Raw genomic sequence first — 20,364 nt, 5'->3', positions numbered from 1 at the left:
GCTTCAGTCTCCAATTGTCAAATCAGCCTTTGGTCGCAGGGTGAACGCCACCCTCTTGGGCTTCAAGTCCGGCTTCTGCCGCTCCTTCAAGCGCATCATCCTTCAGCGTATCGAGGTGCATAAGCTTCTTGATCAGAGGGCTAACGACCATTGCCGCGATACCCACGCCGACAGCATAGAGGCCGACAGTCTCGTAGACATCGAGAACAACTTGTTTGCCCGCCTCTTCGCCAACGCCTTCACCGCCGGTCGCGGCAGCAATCAGGCCAGCTGCAAAGTTACCGGTCGCTGATGCGAAGAACCACGTACCCATAATCAGCGAAGCCATGTGTCCGGGCGAAAGCCGGTTCATAGCGCTTAGGCCGACCGGGCTGAGGCACAGTTCGCCGGTGGTGTGGAGGAGGTAGATCAGGAAGATGAAGATGACCGGTGTCGGTACGCCAACACCTGCTCCTTCCGAGCCCCAAACCAGTACCAGGAAGCCGAGGCCAACTTGCACAATCGCTAGGCCGAACTTCATCGGTGTCGAAGGCTCCTTGCCCTTGCGCGCAAGACTTTGCCACATCATCGCGAACACCGGTGCAAGCAGCACAATGTAGATCGCGTTGATTGATTGGAACATCGACGCGTTCACCCCTGCCGTATCGACATGGCGATCGGTGAACAGGTTGAGAGACGAGCCTGCTTGTTCAAACAATGCCCAGAACACGATGGATGTCAGAATCAGGAACATAGCCGCGAAGATCCGGTCGCGCTCCTCCGGAGCGAGTTTGGTGACCGCAGTGAACAAGACATAGAGGACCAGGCCGCCACCGAAAGCACCCAAGACATATCCGACCAGTTCTTGATACTGGATCGCAGCCCAGCACAGTGCAACCATCGCAAGGCCGGCACCGTAGATGCCCCATTCCTTGCCACCTTTGAGCTTTGCAGGGTCTTTTGGTTCGCCTTTGCCGAGAAGCAATGGTTTGCCCAGGACAAAGAAGACCAGACCGATCAGCATGCCGAAGCCGGCGAGACCGAAGCCATACTCCCAACCATAGGTTTGGCCCAGGAAGCCGCAGATGATCGATGCTGTCGCAGCACCAACGTTAATGCCCATGTAGAAAATGGTATAAGCGGGATCGCGGCGGATATCGGTGCGCGAGTAGAGCTGTCCGACAATGACCGAGATATTGGCTTTCAGGAAGCCCGAACCCACAATGATCAAAGCAAGTGCAGCCCAGAATACATTGATCGTCGGATCGTCCTGACCGCCGGTGCCCTCAAAGGCCATGAAGAAGTGACCAAAGGTGAGCAATACGGCGCCGAACAGGACCGCCTTGCGCTGGCCTAAATAGCGGTCGGCAAGATAACCACCGACAACGGGAGTGATGTAGACGAGCGCTGTGTAGGCGCCGTAAATAATCGAGGCATCACCGTCAGAGAACGCCCAATGCTGCACGAGATAGAAAATCAGCAGTGCGCGCATACCGTAATAGGAGAAACGCTCCCACATTTCGGCAAGGAACAGCAGGAACAGCCCTTTTGGATGGCCCGCAAATTCAGGCTGCGGGCGGGTCACGATATACGTTCCGCCGAGAAGGAACGCTGCAAGTGCGACTACGGCGATCCAAAAGGTCCATAGCTCAAACAGCGAATCGAATGTGAAAATGAACTCGTGCATGCGTGCATGCTCCCCAAATTGTCTTTATAGCGCCCCACTCCCGCAGGCGCTGAAAGGCGGCACACTAGCGCCCAATTCGCCCATGTGAAGCGCTAGTTTCACAGGAAACTGTCTTTTCTCAGGCTTTCTCGGCCTTTTCGGGAACTTGACGCGGCGCAGTGTATTATGGCACTGAAGCACCTGACATGAGGAAACCTCCTAGGAACTTGGCATGACCCAGCAATCCCGCCCCGTCTATCTGAAGCTGCGCGATCAAATCGCTGCGGCAATCATCGAGGGTGATTATGCGGAAGGCGCGATGCTCCCGTCAGTGCGAGCTTTCGCCGCTGAGCAGGGTGCAAATCCTTTAACGGTGGCCAAGGCGTATCAGCAATTCCAGACTGATGGGCTCGTCGAGGTACAGCGCGGCGTCGGCATGTATGTGGTCAACGGTGCGGCAGAGAAACTGCGTAAGTCCGAGCGGGATCAGTTTGTTTCCGAAGAATGGCCTGAAATTCGCGCGCGCATGGAGCGGTTAGGCATCAAGCCAGCTGAATTGTTGGAATCAGCCTAGAGGCAGCAGCTTAAGCCAGCCGGTGGCTTCAATGATGTCGCTCTTCACGTAGTTCGTCGAGAATCTTGATCCGTTGGGCAATCTGCGGATTGCGCGATTGATATATTTCTGCCACATGAACGGCAGGGTTGCGCTGCTCCATATGGGGCCAAACAGAGCTTGCTAGGAGATTCGTCCACAGAGGCGACGGGGGAGCAAGGGAGACACGATGATACGGTCAGAACTTTTACAGGCCTTGGCTAAGGATAATCCCGATCTTCGCGCGGAGGAGGTCGAGCAGGTTGTCGATATATTCTTCGACGAGATCACCAAGCGCCTCGCCGAAGGTGGCCGGGTGGAATTGCGCGGCTTTGGCGCGTTTTCAACTCGCGAACGCGAAGCGCGCACGGGCCGCAACCCGCGAACGGGTGAAACCGTCCAAGTTCCTGCGAAACGAGTGCCCTATTTCAAGCCGGGCAAAGAAATGCGCGAGCGCCTGAACCCGAGCTAGGACTTCTCTGCCGCAGCGCAGGGAACCTTTCACATCATACATTTGCCTTTTCCGCGATTGCGGTTAGGGCGCTCCTCGTCCTATGCGGATCCTGTGTGGGCCGATGATGCGGGTGTGGCGGAATGGTAGACGCCGGGGACTTAAAATCCCCTGATCTTTGATCGTGCTGGTTCGAGTCCAGTCACCCGTACCATCCCCGTCCAGGGATCGGTTGCCAATTTCGGATGTTACGCGTTCTTCCCTATTTCGCGGCTAGGCGGTTGGCAGCCAATCAGTCTTAACCCTTTTCAAACTGGCTGTTGCTATCGGGCAGAGGTTGAATTGGGGGAAAGCATGCAGAGTAATCCGGAAATGCCGCAAGGCCCGGAAATATCAGTAGACGTGGAGCCGCGTGCGGCGCCGCGCTTTACGCTGCTTATTCGCACGGCAAAACTGATCATCGATGACCAACAATTCCTGTGCGTGGTGCGCGATATCTCTGCGACCGGGTTCAGCATCCGCAGCTTTCACCCTATCGAAAAAAGCACTCGCATCGCGCTCGAACTCCAATCCGGCGACTGTTATCCAGCAGACATGGTTTGGCAACGCGATGGCGAAGCCGGCTTCGAATTTCATACGCCGATCGAGGTCGACGCGATTGTGATGGGTTTGAGCGAACACCCCAAAAGGGACCTTCGCTTCGATCTGGAACTTCCCGTTACGCTCCACGCGCATGGGATGAGATTGAAAGCCAAACTGGCCAATCTATCGCGCCAAGGCGGCAATGTTCAGTGCGATAGCAAGCTGTCGATAGACCAGCTAATCCGCATTGAGGCCCCCGGAATGCCCGATATCGAGGCTCGTGTTCGGTGGCGCAAAGAAGGCGTCTACGGGCTTGTGTTCGATACCACCTTCTCGCTCGCCAATCTCGCTCTGCTTATCCGTGACCTGCATTTGCGGAGCAAATCGGGCAGCAAGATCGCCAGAGCCGGTGGACTCTCTGGAGCAGGACACATTGGCCAATAGGGGCGGCTTGCGCCAAGTTTCAGCGAGCGCGTTAACCATCTCCTAACCATTTTCCTTCACCTCCGGATCATACATTCATCCGGGGGTATTTATGACTGACACTGCGTCTACGGAATTGCCTAAATTTTCGGCCAAAGAGTTGAACGTCGATGTGGCGATCATCGGGGCAGGTCCGGCAGGTCTGACCGCAGGCTATCTGCTAACCAAGCAAGGCAAGACGGTTGCGATTATCGAAAAAGACGAAACTTATGTCGGCGGCATCAGCCGTACGGTGGAGCATGAAGGCTACCGCTTCGACATTGGTGGACACCGGTTCTTCTCCAAGAGCCAGCAAGTTGTCGATCTGTGGAATGAGATTCTGCCAGATGACTTCATCCAACGTCCGCGCATGAGCCGGATTTATTATGAAGGTAAATTCTACTCTTACCCGCTGCGCGCATTTGAAGCGCTCGGCAATCTGGGAATTTTGCGTTCGACGGCCTGTATGGTCAGCTATCTGCGCTATAAACTGTTTCCGATTGCCGAAGTGAAGAGCTTCGAAGACTGGACCACCAACCAGTTTGGCAAGAAACTCTATTCGATCTTCTTCAAGACCTACACCGAGAAGGTGTGGGGCATGCCATGCGATGAAATGAGCGCCGACTGGGCCGCTCAGCGGATCAAAGGCCTCTCGCTTTGGAGCGCGGTCATTGATGGCCTCAAACGCTCTATGGGTCTGAACAAGAAACCCAATGACGGCCAGGCCGCCAAGACACTGCTCGAAACCTTCCGTTACCCGCGTTTGGGTCCTGGTATGATGTGGGATGCTGCGCGCGACAAAATCATCGCGGCTAGTGGCACAATTGTGATGGGCCACGGCCTTGAGCAGCTCGCCAGTGATGGCAGTGGCGGCTGGCGCATGAGCGCGACCGACAAAGATGGCAGCAAGATCGTCGTTAAGGCGAAGGACGCGATCAGCTCAGCGCCAATGCGTGAGCTGGCGGCGCGTCTGCACCCGCTGCCGGATACGACACTCAATGCATCGAACCTCAAATATCGTGATTTCCTAACGGTTGCGCTGAAGATCAAATCGGAAGATCTGTTCCCCGACAATTGGATCTACATCCATGATGACAAGGTTCAGGTTGGCCGCGTGCAAAACTTCCGTAGCTGGTCGCCCGAAATGGTGCCGGACGAGGATGTGGCCTGCGTTGGTCTCGAATATTTCTGCTTTGAAGGCGACGGCCTGTGGGCATCGGATGATAATGATCTGATCGAACTCGCGAAGAAGGAAATGGAAATCCTCGGCCTGTGCGACCCGAAAGACGTGATTGACGGCGCAGTTGTGCGTCAGGAAAAAGCCTATCCGGTCTATGACGAGGATTACGCAGCCAATGTCGAAGCCATGCGGGCGGAGCTTGAAGAGAAATTCCCGACGCTGCATTTGGTCGGCCGCAACGGTATGCACCGCTACAATAACCAGGATCACGCGATGATGACCGCGATGCTGACCACCGAGAACATCGTCGCTGGCAAGCGCCTTTACGACACGTGGTGCGTCAACGAAGATGCGGAATATCACGAAGCGGGTGACGAGGGTGCTGAGAAAGCGATCCCGGCGCGCGAAGCATCCGATGAAACCGATGAATATGAAATCACCGAAGATCAGGCCGCTGCGCTTAATTCGCTGCGCGGCGTGCCGGAACGGATCAAGCCTGATGGGGAAGCTCAAGATCAAGGGCGCAAGGTCGCCTGACCGAGTTGGGGGAGAACCATCTTGTGCCGGTTCAGGGGGGATCGGCGCAGGATGGTATTCTCCCCAATTTTAATGCGACGGGAGCGAAATGACAGTGACTGCCTTGCTGCTAAAAATGCGTGATATCCGCTTGCTGCGCTATCTGCTGGCAAGCGTTGGCGCATTGGCGGTCGATGTCGGCTGTTTTCTGATCTTGCTATCGATGGGCGCACTGGCCGCGCTTGCCTCTGCCATCGGGTACAGCGCTGGCATTCTGGCGCATTGGATCCTGTCCAGCCGCACGGTCTTTACCGACACTGTCGCCGAAAGAGGACATAAGCGTACTAAGCAGAAAGCTTTGTTTGTGATCTCGGCGTTGTTGGGGCTGGCGCTGACTACCGCTATCGTAGGTGCCGCAGACTTCTATGCGATTGATCCGCGGCTTGCCAAACTGGTAGCGATTGCCGCCAGCTTCACCATGACATGGTTGCTGCGTAGCCGCGTAGTGTTTCGCGCCGCATCGTGAGATAGAACGACTATGCAAGCGGATCGCAGACAGCGTGCCCATGAGCACCCCAACCGCCGGATCGCGTTGGTCTGGCTGGTTCTGTCAGCGATTTTTGTGGCAATTGGTTTCCAAGGGTTAAGCCAGAACCAGTTTCCCGGTCCCGACGATGCCTTGCGGCTGGTGCAGGTTCGCGATTTGCTTGGCGGCCAAAGTTGGTTCGATCTCCATCAGTACCGGATTGATCCGCCGGATGGCACGTTGATGCACTGGTCACGGCTGGTCGATATTCCGATCGCGTTAGTTATCCTGATCCTCACTCCGCTGATTGGTCCTTCTGCGGCAGAAACTGCTGCGATGGTGATTGTGCCGTTGCTGACGCTCGGCGCGATCCTCTGTGTCATTGGCCGCTTGGCGTGGCGCACATTCGACGTGCAAGTTGCAGGGCTTGCCTGCCTGTGCATCGGACTGCTTTCGCCAGTTGTGTTTCAGCTTCAACCGATGCGGCTTGACCATCATGGATGGCAGATTTTTTGCGTAGCGCTGGCACTGGGGGCGGTTTCCATCCGCGCGCCATGGAAAGGAGGCGCAATTGCGGGCCTGGCCATGGCATGGGGGCTGTCTATCTCGATAGAGCTACTGCCGATGGCCGCCGCGTTTGGCGGAGTGCTTGCGATTCGCTGGTTCCGCGACCGGGCCGAACGCTGGTGGCTCACCGCCTATATGCAGGCGCTGGCTGCAGGTTGGGCAATATTGTTTCTGGCGACACGCGGCATTGGCGATTTGGCGCAGCATTGCGATGCGGTATCGCCCGCGCATCTGGGCTTCTTTGTTATCACGGCATTGGGAACCGGCGCTATTGCCGCCGCACCCAGAGTGCCTGCCTTTGCATTGGCCGGATTGTTCGGCTTGGCAGGCGCGGCTGGATTGACGTTTTTCGGTCTCTCATCGCCGACATGTCTGGCAACGCCTTTCGCTGAGCTCGATCCTGTTGTGCGCGACTTCTGGCATGTCAATATTTTGGAAGGCCGGCCCTTCTGGGAGCAGGAATTGCTGTCCGCCATCCCGCTACTCGCCCAGCTAATCATCGCGCTTGTTGCGAGCGGCTTGTTGGCGCTCCGCAGTCGCAACTGGCTGCGTATCTGGTGGACTGAATATACGTTGCTGCTGCTCGCAGGTATCGTGCTGGCACTGTTTGTATGGCGCTCAACCGCATTGGCGGGGGTTATTGCGGCTATCCCGCTGGCATGGCTCGCAACGCGCTTGCTGCGACGTCTGCGCTTGGCAGAGGGACCTGGCGCCAAGGCGCTATCAGCCGCAGCGATTGTTTTGGTTCTGCTGCCAGCGACACCTGTAACCCTGTACAAATTGGTTGAGCCCGCATTTGGTTCTTCAGTGGCGCAGAACGCCCTGACTGAGCAGGTAGCCGAGTCGCGCTGCATGCTCAGCGAGCAGACCCCCAAATTGGGTGCATTGCCGACCGGTGTTATCTTCGCTCCGCTCGATATCGGGCCATCAATTTTGCTCAAATCGGATCACGCAGTCGTTGCGACCGGTCACCACCGTGCAAACATCGCAATGCGCGATGTCATTTTGGCATTTAGCGGTGATCTGATGGATGCCCCGGTACGAGTCGCCGAGCACGGCGCCGATTATGTCGTGCTCTGTACCGATACAGCTGAGCCGACATTCTATGCAGAAGCCAATCCAGAGGGTCTGGCCGCACAGCTTATTGCTGGCAATCCACCAGCATGGCTTTCGGCGGTTCCAATGGATGGTCCCGCAGAATTTCAGGTCTGGCGGGTCGAGAAATAAGGGTCAGGCCGGGACGAAATCCATCGCCACGCCGTTCATACAATAGCGCTTGCCCGTTGGCTTTGGTCCGTCGCTGAACACATGCCCCAAATGTCCGCCACAATCGGCGCACAGCACTTCGGTGCGTGGATAGCCGATTTTGTAGTCGGTCTGTGTAACAATCGCACCGGATAGCGGCTTCCAGAAACTGGGCCAGCCTGTGCGGCTGTCATATTTGGTCGACGATGCATAGAGGCGGTTCTTGCACCCCGCGCAGACGAAAGTGCCTTTGCGCTTTTCCTTATCGAGTGGGGACGAGTAGGGCCGCTCTGTACCCGCTTCGCGCAGCACGTAATATTCGGCCTTGGTCAGCTTGCCGCGCCACTGCGCATTGGTCAGCTTAACCGGGAAATTCTTCGCTTCTGCAGGTGCACTTCCGCAGGCGGTCAGTGCTGGAACCGCAGCGCCCGCTGATAGCCATCCGATAAAGGACCGGCGTGTGGGCGTAGTAAGGTCAGACATCAGAACCCTCCTTCGGCAGATTGTCCTATCTTTATATACGATGAGACAGCCTGAAAGGTTTCATCTCTCGAAAGTTAGGACTTGCCTAGAATTCGGTGATTTCGACTTCGAGTTTGCGGAAACCATGGACGAAGTTGGCTTTGACACGCTCAACATCGCCCGCGACATGCACCCGCATCCGTCGCTTGTGCATTTCTTCCAGCAGGATGCGGAGCTGTAGTTCGGCAAGGCGAGCACCGACGCAGCGGTGGATGCCATAGCCGAACGCCAATTGGCGGCGGGCATTTTCGCGGGTGATATCCAGCTTGTCAGCATCGTCGAACAACGCTTCGTCACGATTGGCCGAAAGGTACCACAGGATCAGCTTGTCACCCTTCTTGATCTGCTCTCCGAACAATTCGGTATCCTCGGATGCAGTGCGGCGCATATGCGCGAGCGGCGTTTGATAACGGATGCATTCCTGCACGGCGTTGGGGATCAGGTCGGGTTGTTCTTCGAACAATTTCCGCTGATCGGGAAACTTGTCGAAAGCATGGACGATGCCTGACATCGTGTTGCGGGTTGTGTCGTTGCCACCGACAATCAGCAGTATCAGATTGCCCATAAATTCGCGCGGATCCATCTGGTTCATCGCTGGCGAATTGATCATCATGGAGATCAGATCAGGGCCCGGTTCTTCCTGCGCACGCTGCATCCACAGCTGCTGGAAATAGGCGCCCATCTCGTGGAGAACCTTTTCGCGTTCGGGGGTCAAATCTTTGACCGTTGCGATCTCGGTGTCGCCCGCCCAGTCGGACCAATAGGTCAGCAATCGCCGGTCTTCCCACGGGAAGCCGAACAGGATTGCGAGCATGCCGGTCGTGAGCTCGATAGAGACCTTATCGACCCAGTCGAACACTTCCCCGCGCGGGAGGCTATCGAGCAACTCGCCTGTGCGCTGCCGAATCTCTTCGTCCATCCGCTTCATTTCTTTGGGCGTGAAAGCGGGGGCAACGGTGCGGCGCTGGCCGGTATGTTTGGGCCGGTCCATCGCGATGAACATCGGAAGCTCTAGACCTTCTTCCTCTTCACGCTCGAGAATGGTGATGCCGCCATGTTCCCAGCTTGAGGAGAACAGTTCAGGTAACGCCTCAACATGCTGGATGGCTTTATTGGAAACGACATTCCAATAGGCGCCATACGGACTCTCAGGCACGTAATGCAGCGGCCCCTTGGCGCGCATTTCGGCAAAAATCGGCTGCCAACGATCTTCGAAATAGATATCGCTGCGGCTTACGTCATAGGGATGCGTATGCTGCGGCGTGTCTTCCGGATGTTGCTTAAGGTGCTCGACCAGCACTTCATAAGCGGTCGGGGATGTGCGGTATTCGGGCTTTTCCGGCGCAATAGTGGCCATGTGCATTCTCTCCTTCGCCGCGCCCTGTCATCGGGCGTCAGCGCAATGACTGCATCCTGCGCTTACTTACCCCAATGTCAATAGTGCGTTTCGATTCGGGACTGATTCATGCGCCCCTAAGCAATCAACTTGCGCAATCAGTGTGCGCCGGCGTTTTGCAGCCGCAAGTGCTCTAGTTTGCGGCAGCCTTGCGCTGCCAGAACCGCCGCTTCTTTGTGTTCGCGCCGCGCGGCCCCGACTTCATCACCCGGCGGCGGAACAGAGTCGCGCCCAGCTTGACGAAGATCGCAACGGCAACTGCTTGCCATGCAATCGCCAGCGCATGCGGCCACAGCTCTTCAAGCTGGGCAGCCCGCGCCAGCATTGCGAAGGGGGAGCTGAACGGGAAGATCGCGGCGGTTATTTCCATCGTCGATCCCGGCTTAGCCATTGCGTAAGTCGCGAAGAAGAACACCATCAGCTGTAACATGGTGACGGGCATGGACAGCGTTTGCACTTCGCGCACGGTGGCCGCCATCGATCCGATAGCAAGGAACAGCGAGCCAAGGATCAGATAGCCCATCGCAAAATAGATCACGCCGAGGCCGAGGAAGATCGGCCAACCCACCGCCGGTGCGGCGAAGCTGCCCATGGAGAATCCGCCACCAAGGAAGATCAATCCGCCGACGCCGCCCCACACCATAATGCCGACGAATGACACGCCGAGCATCGCAAACAGCTTGCCGAAGAACACCGCGTCCATCGGGATCGCCGCGGCCAGCACTTCGATGATCTTGTTGCCCTTCTCCTCGACGAGATTGGACAGGACCATTCCGCCAAGCAGCATCGTCAGCAGGAATAGCAACATTTGACCCGCTTGTGCCGTGAGTACGCGGTTGCGTTTCTCGGTTGCGCCGCTGCTGGCAACGACTTCGCTGGCGATATCGGGAAATTGGTTGGGTGCACTGCCGATGCTGCCCGCCGCAACCAGGCCGACTTGTCCGCGCCACCGGTCGATCTGTCCCTCGGGCGCAGTCAGTTTCGGCGCTTCTGGCGTTCCGCTGACGATCGCTGCGAAATTGCCAACGCGTTCGCGCAGGATTTGCTTTGGCTCCATGGCACGTTGCTCATCGCTCAGCGCAACCATAGGCGGAATATAGCCCCCCATGCCCTCACGCATCGCATCGGCAGAGGCGATCATGGACGCCGTATCGGCCTCGTTCATCCCGATACCGATTTCCACCGACGTCGCCTCACGCTGAACTTCGCTACCAATTCCGCCTGCTAGACCGCCGACGATGATCGGAAAAAGCGGGCCGAGTAGGAAGAACAGAAAAGCGCGGCTAAACAGAATCGCAAGGAAGTCACGCCGCGCGACCACGAAAGCGGCCTGCAGAGTCGATAGACGCGACGCGGGGTGTGTTTGCTGACTCATCGTGAAACCTCCGCTGCATTGTCGGCTTCGAGCGCGCGTGCCGCTGCCTCGCCGGCGATATGGACAAATGCATCGTGCAATCCGGCGCGTTCGATAGAGAGCGACAGAATACCTGCTTCGCCTTCAATCAAGGCGCGGAGCAATGTCTCGATCCCGCTTTCAGGAAGCGAGAAGTTCCAGAAATCACCTTCGCGGCGAACATCATCGGGTAAGGCCTTGAGCCAGCGGCCTTTGCGCTCGCGAGTTTCGAGGCGAACCTGTGCCGGGATACGATCACGAGCGGCTTCGACAGACCCCGCATAGGGGACCTTGCCGCCTGCAATAATCGCGACACCTTCACAGAGCCGTTCGGCATGGTGGATCACATGCGTCGAAAAGATGACCGTGGTGCCGGCTGCTGCCAGATCGCGGATCATCCGCTCCAGCTTGCCTTGGTTGATCGCATCAAGGCCTGAAAACGGCTCGTCCAGCACGACCAGCTTGGGTCGGTGCACTAACGTGCCCAGCAATTGCACCGTTTGCGCCATGCCTTTGGAGAGCTGGCGAATCTGGCGATCCACCGCATGACCCAAATCGTGCTTCTCCAGCAATTCGCGCCCGCGTGCTTTACCCTCTTCGAGCGGCAAGCCGCGTAGCGCGCCCATAAAGCCGATCGCTTCATAGGCTTTCATCGCCGGGTACAGCCCGCGTTCTTCGGGCAGATAGCCAATCAGCTTGGCGATCTGGTGCGGATCGTCATGGCCGAATACGCGGCGCACACCCGCATCGGGATCGATAATGCCCAGCAACATCCGTAATGTCGTAGTCTTGCCCGCGCCATTGGGGCCAAGAATGCCGTAAATCGCGCCTTCTGGAACCGAGATATCGACTCCATCAACCGCCAGCGTCCCCTCGAAGTTCTTAACCAAGCCGCGCGCTTCAATCGCTAGTGGTCTGGTATCGCGTGGTGGGCTGGTGTCATTCATGGAGGCGTTTGTCTCTTCATATCCGGCCCCGTTGTGTTCAAGGGGCGTATCGCTTAGCGGCATGTGCATGCGCGCCGGTTACGCGCCGCATGTGAACGGGAGTAACCCCAATCGTGGTTAACGCGCCAGTAATTGTTGGCCTTAAGGATCGTCTGATCGAGGAAGCGCGGCGTCTGGGTTTTGCCAGCGTGGGCTTCACTTCGGCTGAAGATGATCCGGTGCGTGCAGCGCGGCTGCGCGAATGGCTGGATGTTGGCAATCACGGCTCGATGGAATGGATGGCCGACCGCGCCGATGTGCGGCAGGGCCCGCAAAGCATGTGGCCAGCGGCGCAAAGCGTGATCGCGCTGGGTATGAGCTATGCGCCCGATGTCGATCCGCTGGCGCTGGAAGAGCATCCCGACAAAGCGCGAATATCGGTCTATGCGCAGGGCCGCGATTATCACGATACAGTCAAGAAGGCGCTCAAGGCATTGGCGCGTTGGCTGGTGGCGGAAGCGAAAAAGCTCGGGCTTGAAGAGCCGCAGCTAAAAGTGTTCGTTGATACCGCGCCGGTGATGGAAAAACCGCTGGGTGAGGCGTCCGGCATCGGTTGGCAGGGCAAGCACAGCAATTTGGTCAGCAGCGAGCACGGAAGCTGGCTGTTTCTCGGCGCGATTTACACGACGGTGCCATTTGCGCCGGACGAACCGCATGGCGATCAATGCGGATCGTGCACTGCCTGCCATGATGCCTGCCCGACCGATGCCTTTCCGCAGCCATATGTCGTCGATGCAAGGCGGTGCATTTCCTACCTCACCATCGAGCATAAGGGCCCCATCCCTGAAGAGTTCCGCAAACCGATGGGCAACCGCATCTATGGCTGCGACGATTGCCTCGCCGTTTGCCCTTGGAACAAATTTGCCGACACAGCGGCGCGGCATAAGGCGTTCGCTCCGCGTGACGAGCTAATCGCGCCCAAGCTGGCAGATTTTCTTGGGCTGGATGATACCGCATTCCGCGCGCTTTTTTCAGGCTCGCCGATCAAACGGATCGGGCGTGACCGGTTTGTGCGAAACTGTCTGATTGCGGCGGGCAATAGCAATGATCAGGCGCTCGTCCCGCAGGTGCAAAAGCTTGCAGATGATCCCGATCCTGCGGTTGCTGAAGCAGCCGATTGGGCGTTGGCTAAGCTAAGCTAGTCCTCGTTATGTTCGCCAAGGTTGGGAGCATTGCCTAGATCGCCAGCATTCCATCCGGAGAAGCGTGACGGCTCGCGCGTTTGCCGGATTGGGCCTTCGGTGGGGTGTTCAGTCGTCGCGAAAAAGCCGGTCGCATCCAGATGCGGATCATCCAGCATATCGTTCAGATCGCGAACCGCCATGGCTGGAATTTGTGCTTCGCGGAACACTTCCAGCCATTCGGCGGTGGTGCGCGATGGGGCCAGTTCGGCAATTTTCCCATAGAGTTCTGGCAGCGCCGCAGCGAGGCCTTTGGGTCTGGCAAAGCGCTCCTGTGCGGCGAATTCTTCGTCACCCATCAAACCAATCACAAGCTGGAAATGGCCGGGTCGGTAGGGGACGATGGAGATATAACCATCCTTGGTCGGGAATGGCTGGCGGTCCGGATCGATCTGCCGGTCATATCCCGCATTGGCGTTGGGCGGATCAAAGGTTAGCCCTGCCAAATGCTCTTTCATCAGGAAGCTGGTGAATGCCTCGAACATTGGCACTTCAACCACTTGCCCTTTGCCTGTCCGCATCCGGTGGATCACCGCTGCCATCGCTGCATAGGCCGCATGCAAGCCAGCCACCTTGTCCGCCACCAGCGAGGGAAGATAACGCGGCGCAGGATTGCCATCGACACGCGGTAACAGGCTGGCCGCGCCGCTCGCCGCTTGGATCACATCGTCATAGGCTTGTAGCCCGTCATAGGGGCCGTCCGATCCGAAGCCGACGCACTGGACATAGATCAGCGCCGGATTAAGCGCCTGCATCGCGTCAGCACCAAAGCCTAGGCGATCGATGGCTTCGCTGCGGACATTGTGAATGAAGATATCCGCTTCAGCGATCATGGAGCGCAACCGCTCGGCGTCGGCCTGCTCTTTCAAGTCGAGCAGAACCGATTTCTTTCCGCGATTGAGCGCAACAAAACCTGGTCCCATACCTGTGGTCTGCGCAGGCTTGCCAGCGTACCGAAAGAAGTCTCCGCCAGGCGCCTCGATTTTCGTCACTTCAGCGCCAAAATCGGCCAGTATCTGCGTGCAATAAGGACCAAAGACGATGCTGGTCATATCGACCACTTTCAGCCCATTCAGCATGGGCATACCGTCATTTGGTGCGAACATGGTTTAGAGCAAGCTCTTCAGCGGGATTTCGATATCGGCAAGCACATCAAGCTCGGGTGTTAGCCGTGCTTCCACCAGCTTGCGCCCCTGTGCATAGTCTTTGACGTTGTTCACGCAGTCCAGCGCAATCAACCGGCCCTCTTTCAGATACAGAACAGAGAACTTCCGGTCTACCGGATCGCCGCGCACTACTGTCTGATCATATCCCAACGACAAACCTGCAGTTTGCAAGCGCAGATCATATTGGTTCGACCAGAACCACGGGAACGCATGATAGGGCTGCTTGTCGCCCATGATCGACTTTGCTGTGGTGGTGGCCATGTCATTGGCGTTCTGGACAGATTCAACCCGAATGACCGCCCCGTCAGCATAGGCATTGGCATGCGCTGCACAGTCACCAATCGCGTGAATGTCATCGAGAGTTGTCCGGCAATATTCGTCGACATCGACGCCGTTTGATCCTGCCGCACCCGCAGCGATCAGCGGACCTACAGACGGTACAATGCCGATCCCGACTACCACCATATCAGCGGCAATTTCTTCACCGGTCGCAAGCTTTACGGCGGTGACTTTGCCATCTTCGCCAATGATGGATTCTACCATCGCTTCAAGCCGAATATCGACACCCTGCGCCCGGTGTTCGTTCTGGTAGAATTGGGAAAGCTCTTCGCTGGCAACGCGCGCCAATACGCGCGGTAATGCTTCGAGAAGCACAACGTTGCGGCCCATTTTGCGCAAGACCGCTGCAGCCTCTAGTCCGATATAGCCGCCGCCGACTACGACCGCGTGCTTCACCCCGCCTTCCAGCTCACCCATCATCCGTTCGACATCGGTATGATTGCGAACCGTATGGATGCCTTCCAAATCCGAACCGCTGCACGATAGCCGCCGTGCATCACCGCCGGTTGCCCAGATCATCTTGCGATAGGACATTTTGCTGTCGTCGCTCATCAACACGGTTTTACCAACCGGATCGACTTCGATCACCGCTTTGCCAAGCCGCACATCGATATTCTTGTCGGCCCAAAATTGTGGCGGGCGGATATAAATCCGCTCGAACGGCTTGTCGCCTGCCAGATATTCTTTGGACAATGGCGGGCGCTCATAAGGATGAGTGCGCTCGCGCCCGATCATTGTGATCGAACCTTCGTGACCGTTTTGGCGTAGAGCAATCGCAGCTTGCGCCCCGCCATGCCCGGTGCCGACAATCAATACATCTGCATGATCCATGCTAGCGGCCTAGCAGGTTCCTAGCTTGGCTTGCAATCTGCGCTAGCATCGCCGGGGCGACCGCCGTTTGGACCTGCGCACGGCGGATCATATTGCGGAATTGCCGAATGGCAGCTTCATGCTCGCCAGCCCAGTTGGCGACTGCGCCGAGCGGGTCCTTCTTAGCTCCCTTCCGCCGTGAAAGGCGGCGCAGGAAGTCGAGTCTCATTTGCTGGAAATCACGGGCTAAACCGGCCACTAGCAATCGCTCCCATACATCGGAAGGGTTGCTCATCGCAGCAGTACCCTGCGCCCAGTCGAGACCCAAGCGTTCGCCAAGATCGGTAAACGCGGCCGTGAGCGGACGCGTCTTGATCTCGGCTTTCCTCGCTAGCGAAGCCAGTCCTACCGAACCGTCGAGATCATAAAGATGCGCGACTTCCGATGCGATGGAATCAGGCGCGCCCGCAGCAATAAACTCGTCGCGGAGCTTGTCGGTCTGGTGCCGCGTTTCTGCCGAGAGCAAGCCTTCGGTTCCGCTTGAGAGTTCGACAACGCCTTTGTTCAAGGTCGCTATCATTTCTGACGGCATTTTAATGCTCGCGCCCGCGCGCATCAGATCAGCCATCTGACTGCGCATCACGCCTGCAATATGGCGGAATAGCAAGATGCGTGCAGTTTCCGGCATTTTGGTGTTCTCGAGCTTGGTCCAGAGCGCCTCGACATTGAATAAGTGGGTTGCGGAAATGAACGATGCGCAAACATCGCCAAGGCCAACGCCCTCTTCCTCGGCCAGTTCGAAAGGATGGATAATTCCCATCCGGTTGATGACTTTATTGGCCAGTGCCGTCGCGATGATTTCGCGCCGCAGGCGGTGCCCTTCGATCTCCGCGCGATATTTTTTGCGCATCGGTGTCGGGAAATAATCGACAAGTGGATCGAGCAAGCTCGCATCATCGGGCAAGGATGTTTTCTCTATGGCGTCCTGCAGAACCAGTTTGGTCGATGAAAGCAACACCGCCAACTCGGGGCGAGTTAGACCAACGCCATCGCTTGCACGGCGCGATAGAGCTTCGCCATCGGCAATGCCTTCGGTTCGCCGGTCCAGCGCGCCGCGATCTTCGAGGGCCTCGATCAAGCGCAACTGCGATGCCATTGCGCCTGCTCCGCCTGCTTCGGCAATCGACAGAGCAAGCGCTTGCAGGCGGTTGTTTTCTAATACGAGGTTCGAAACCTCATCGGTCATCGAGGCAAGCAGCGTGTTACGCTTCTTCTCGGACAATTTGCCCGAGCGCCGTGCTGCCGCGAGCGCGATCTTGATGTTGACCTCATTATCCGAACAATCGACGCCCGCCGAATTGTCGATGAAATCGGCGTTGAGTCGACCGCCATTCATCGAGAATTCGATCCGCGCGGCTTGAGTCACACCTAGATTTGCGCCTTCACCAATGACCTTGGCGCGCACTTCGCTGGCATCAACCCGGAGCGAGTCATTCGCCGGATCACCAACCTGGACGTTATTTTCGGAAGAGCCCTTGATGTAGGTTCCGATGCCGCCGAACCAGATCAGGTCAACAGGCGCTTTCATAACCGCAGAAATCAAAGCCTCAGGCTCAATCTCGCGCGTTTCTAGACCGAGCGCCTTTGCGCCCGCCGCTGATAGTTTGATAATTTTGGAAGCGCGCGGATAGACGCCGCCACCTTTGGAAATCAGCTTGCTATTGTAATCTTCCCAGCTTGAGCGCGGCAGATCGAACAGGCGTTTGCGCTCTTTCCAGCTCGTTGCCGCATCCGGATCGGGGTCGATAAAGATGTGTCGGTGGTCGAAAGCGGCGATAATCTTGATGCTCTTCGACAGCAGCATACCGTTGCCGAACACATCGCCCGACATATCGCCGCAGCCGACCACGCGGACCGGATCGCTTTGGACATCAACACCCATTTCAAGGAAATGCCGTTGAACAGACACCCACGCGCCTTTTGCGGTAATGCCCATGGCTTTGTGATCGTATCCGTTGGAACCGCCGCTGGCAAAGGCGTCGTCGAGCCAAAAGTCGCGCGATTCAGCGATACCGTTGGCCACGTCAGAAAATGTAGCAGTGCCCTTGTCAGCAGCGACCACGAAATAGGGATCTTCGCCGTCGAGCGGCACAACCGCGTCGGGGTGCACCACTTTGTCACCGACGATATTGTCTGTGATGGTCAGCAATGTGCGGATAAACACTTCATAGCTTGCGCGGCCTTCAGCGGCCCAACCATCGCGGTCGATGGCGGGTGAAGGTAGCTGCTTGGGATAGAAGCCACCTTTTGCGCCGGTTGGTACAATCACCGCGTTCTTGACGCGCTGTGCTTTCATCAGTCCAAGGACTTCGGTGCGGAAGTCATCGCGACGGTCGGACCAGCGTAGCCCGCCCCGCGCAACTGGTCCGGCGCGCAAGTGAATGCCTTCGACGCGGGTCGAATAGACGAATATCTCGCGCCACGGCACAGGCTTAGGCAGATTGGGCACGAGGTCGGACTGGATTTTAAAGGCCAGTGCTTCAGCGCCTGCGGGTGCAAAGCAATTGGTCCGCAAGATCGCTTTGATCAGTGCATGATACAGGCGCAGCAACCGGTCATCATTGATCGCTGCGACTTTGGATAGGCCCTGCTTGATTGCCGCTTCGGCGCTGGCAATGGCGTCATCGCGCTTGCCCGAGAATTCAGGGTCATGTGCGGCGGTGAAACGTTCGATCAGCGCGCGGGTAACTGCTGGTGCCCCGCGTAATGCATCGACCACAGTGTAAATGGTGAAGCCCATTCCGGCTTGGCGAAGATAGCGATAGAATGCGCGCAGCCAATTGGCCTCCCGCTCCGCCAGGCCGGTGCCAATCACCAAACGGTTGAACGGGTCATCCTCGGCCACTTCGTTGAGAACCGACGCGATGGCTGCTTCGATTGCATCGGCGCGTTCCAGAATTGGCGCGACATCGACGCCAGCTGGTAGAGCCAGCGTGAAGTCATGTATCGTACCGAGCTTGCCGCCATCCAATGCCGTTGGAATTTCCGAACGGACTTCAAAGCCGAAATTCTCCAGCGCGGGAACCGCGTCTGACAGAGGCAAGGCACCTTCATGCTCGTAGATTTTGAGGCGCAGGCAATCGCTTGGATCGCCGTCCAAATGGTAAAGCCGCGCATCGCGCTGGGGAGCCTGACTTGCTGATGTCGCGCTGTCGATTGTCAGCAAGTGCCGCATACGGCGAATGTCACGGGCTGCTTCTACCGCGCCATATGTTGTGCGGTAGGAAGCCGGGAATATGTCGGCATAGCGCGTGGCAATCGCGGCTGCGCGGCCAGCATCTTCCAGCTGAGACAATTCATGCTCGACCGCTTCGGACCAACCACGCAGCATGTTTTGCATACGTTGTTCTATCGCTGCTTCATCAAAGCACGCATCGCCATCGCGGATGTCGAGCACGAAGCGGAGCATCGCCAGATTACCGCCTTCGACCTGCAGGCTCCAGTCGAGCAATTGGGCGCCCGCACCGTCTTTGAGCAATGTCTGGATTTGCTCGCGGACCTGCGTGGACAGCATATCGCGCGGCAGCCAAACAAAGGCGAAGAGGTGGCGTGACAGCGGTGCTTCGACAATAGCAAGTCGCGGTCGCGGCCGATCGACAAGACCCATCATGGCCGTCGCGACGCGTGCAATATCGATATCGGAAAAGCCGATGATCAGATCATGCGGCAATGCGGTGAGCGCGTGAACCAGAGCCTTGCCGGCGTGGCCGCTGGCATCGAAGCCGAACTTGTCCATCAGTCGGCTCATATGCGAGCGCAGGCTCGGGACCTCATCCGGCTTCGCAGCCAAAGCGGCGCTGGTCCAAACCCCGGCGTGTACTGACAACGCCGTCACCTTGCCCTTCGCGACCACAGGCACGAGAAACAGGTCGAGCGGAACACGCCGGTGCACGTTGGCCAGCTGGTTCGCCTTGATAATCAGGGGAACGCGCTTGGTGCGGTTTGCCGGATCGTCGAACCATGCAAAGGCACGATCGTAGGACTGGTTGGACAGGAGTTCTTTGGCGCTCTTGCGGCAGATACCGATCCGGCCGGTTTCGCTGCCATCGCGTTTGCGCGTAACGTGTCCGAGCTGCGTCAGCATGCCGTTATCGAGCCATTCAAGTAGCGCAGCGCCTTCTTTGTCGGCGCCCAAGCCAAGCACATGCGCTGCATCGGCGATCATGACTTCGCGCAGTTTGGGCCAATCGCTGACTGCCGCGCGTACATCACCCAAGGTAACGCGAAGAACCTTTTCCAGATCGCGCCGTTTCTTGGCGTCGATTCGCGTGGTTTCGATGTAAATCATCGATTCATGCGCTTCGTCTTTGGACGATGTCTTGGTGATAGTCTGGAGCTCGCCATTCTCGTTGCGCGTTACCGCGACAACCGGGTGAACCAGTCGGTCAATCGCGAGGCCCTGCGCTGCGATTGTGGCTGCTAGCGAGTCGACAAGAAACGGCATGTCGTCATTGACGATGGCAATCCGCATAAAGCGGTGACCATCGCTGGCCGAAGCAAGGGAGATCGATGAAATCTTGGTCTCGCGCCGTGCGGCTGTGTCCAGCAGAAATGCAGCAGCTTCGCGCAGCTTGTTCGCTTCAAACGGGGTGTCGCCTGGCAGCAGCGACTCGCGCATTTGCTTGGTAAGCGCGTCCGTCAGCTTTGTGTGTTCAGCCTTACGGCGAACAGGCTTCGGGGCAAAATTGCGAGGTTTATCTTTGGGACTTTGACCTTTGGGACTCTGGCCGGTGGTATTTGAACCC

General features: G+C 57.4%; 15 protein-coding genes and 1 tRNA gene. 8 read left to right on the top strand and 8 right to left on the bottom strand.

Annotated features, from left to right (window positions below; genetic code table 11):
- Nucleotides 1–22: 22 nt before the first annotated feature.
- Complete coding sequence (locus tag J9777_RS11600) at nt 23–1,666, bottom strand: peptide MFS transporter (protein ID WP_209348985.1); 1,644 nt, start codon at nt 1,664–1,666, stop codon at nt 23–25.
- A 211-nt stretch (nt 1,667–1,877) separates the two neighbouring features.
- Between J9777_RS11600 and J9777_RS11595 the strand changes: the two genes are divergently transcribed.
- The 7 genes from J9777_RS11595 to J9777_RS11565 all read left to right on the top strand — a co-directional run bounded on the left by J9777_RS11595 (nt 1,878) and on the right by J9777_RS11565 (nt 7,748).
- Nucleotides 1,878–2,219 (top strand): GntR family transcriptional regulator, encoded by a 342-nt coding sequence (locus J9777_RS11595; protein ID WP_209348984.1) that lies wholly within the window; start codon nt 1,878–1,880, stop codon nt 2,217–2,219.
- A gap of 208 nt (nt 2,220–2,427) precedes the next feature.
- Nucleotides 2,428–2,709, top strand: a complete 282-nt coding sequence (locus J9777_RS11590) for an integration host factor subunit beta (RefSeq protein ID WP_209348983.1) — start codon at nt 2,428–2,430, stop codon at nt 2,707–2,709.
- A 108-nt stretch (nt 2,710–2,817) separates the two neighbouring features.
- A tRNA-Leu gene (locus tag J9777_RS11585) sits at nt 2,818–2,902 on the top strand.
- 140 nt (nt 2,903–3,042) lie between these two features.
- Nucleotides 3,043–3,714, top strand: coding sequence for a PilZ domain-containing protein (locus J9777_RS11580; RefSeq protein ID WP_209348982.1), 672 nt, complete (start codon nt 3,043–3,045; stop codon nt 3,712–3,714).
- Nucleotides 3,715–3,805: 91 nt separating this feature from the next.
- Entirely contained in the window at nt 3,806–5,449 is a 1,644-nt protein-coding gene (locus J9777_RS11575) for an NAD(P)/FAD-dependent oxidoreductase (RefSeq protein ID WP_209348981.1), read from the top strand.
- 88 nt (nt 5,450–5,537) lie between these two features.
- On the top strand, nt 5,538–5,954 hold the full coding sequence (locus J9777_RS11570) for a GtrA family protein (RefSeq protein ID WP_209348980.1): 417 nt from the start codon (nt 5,538–5,540) through the stop codon (nt 5,952–5,954).
- Nucleotides 5,955–5,966: 12 nt separating this feature from the next.
- The gene (locus tag J9777_RS11565; protein WP_209348979.1) at nt 5,967–7,748 is read left to right on the top strand and encodes a hypothetical protein; all 1,782 of its coding nucleotides are present in this window, start codon (nt 5,967–5,969) and stop codon (nt 7,746–7,748) included.
- 3 nt (nt 7,749–7,751) lie between these two features.
- On the opposite strand, the gene msrB is transcribed toward J9777_RS11565, so the two are convergent.
- From msrB to J9777_RS11545, 4 genes are all read right to left on the bottom strand, one after another.
- Nucleotides 7,752–8,249, bottom strand: a complete 498-nt coding sequence (gene msrB, locus J9777_RS11560) for a peptide-methionine (R)-S-oxide reductase MsrB (protein WP_209348978.1) — start codon at nt 8,247–8,249, stop codon at nt 7,752–7,754.
- Between the two features lie 85 nt (nt 8,250–8,334).
- A complete protein-coding gene (locus J9777_RS11555) occupies nt 8,335–9,645 on the bottom strand; it encodes a cytochrome P450 (RefSeq protein ID WP_209348977.1) in 1,311 nt (436 codons plus the stop codon).
- Between the two features lie 172 nt (nt 9,646–9,817).
- Nucleotides 9,818–11,059, bottom strand: a complete 1,242-nt coding sequence (locus tag J9777_RS11550; RefSeq protein WP_209348976.1) for an ABC transporter permease — start codon at nt 11,057–11,059, stop codon at nt 9,818–9,820.
- Complete coding sequence (locus tag J9777_RS11545; protein ID WP_209348975.1) at nt 11,056–12,024, bottom strand: ATP-binding cassette domain-containing protein; 969 nt, start codon at nt 12,022–12,024, stop codon at nt 11,056–11,058. The genes J9777_RS11550 and J9777_RS11545 overlap by 4 nt, the downstream gene beginning before the upstream one ends.
- Nucleotides 12,025–12,137: 113 nt before the next feature.
- On the opposite strand from J9777_RS11545, the gene queG reads away from it, so the two are divergent.
- Entirely contained in the window at nt 12,138–13,205 is a 1,068-nt protein-coding gene (gene queG, locus J9777_RS11540; RefSeq protein WP_348631996.1) for a tRNA epoxyqueuosine(34) reductase QueG, read from the top strand.
- Here the strand turns inward: queG and J9777_RS11535 are convergent.
- From J9777_RS11535 to J9777_RS11525, 3 genes are read right to left on the bottom strand one after another with little or no spacing between them, the layout of a single operon-like run.
- Nucleotides 13,202–14,350, bottom strand: coding sequence for a CoA transferase (locus J9777_RS11535; RefSeq protein WP_209348974.1), 1,149 nt, complete (start codon nt 14,348–14,350; stop codon nt 13,202–13,204). The two genes, queG and J9777_RS11535, sit on opposite strands and share 4 nt — an antisense overlap.
- Nucleotides 14,351–14,353: 3 nt before the next feature.
- Entirely contained in the window at nt 14,354–15,580 is a 1,227-nt protein-coding gene (locus tag J9777_RS11530) for an FAD-dependent oxidoreductase (protein WP_209348973.1), read from the bottom strand.
- A gap of 1 nt (nt 15,581) precedes the next feature.
- Nucleotides 15,582–20,237 carry an NAD-glutamate dehydrogenase domain-containing protein gene (locus J9777_RS11525; RefSeq protein WP_245228791.1) on the bottom strand — a complete coding sequence of 1,552 codons (4,656 nt, stop codon included), beginning with the start codon at nt 20,235–20,237 and terminating at the stop codon, nt 15,582–15,584.
- Between the last annotated feature and the right edge of the window lie 127 nt (nt 20,238–20,364).

Origin of the sequence: Pontixanthobacter sp. CEM42, from assembly GCF_017812015.1 — a bacterium.
Taxonomy (GTDB): domain Bacteria; phylum Pseudomonadota; class Alphaproteobacteria; order Sphingomonadales; family Sphingomonadaceae; genus Pontixanthobacter.
Note: the sequence above shows the minus strand (reverse complement) of the source record. Positions and strands in the feature narration are given on the sequence as shown.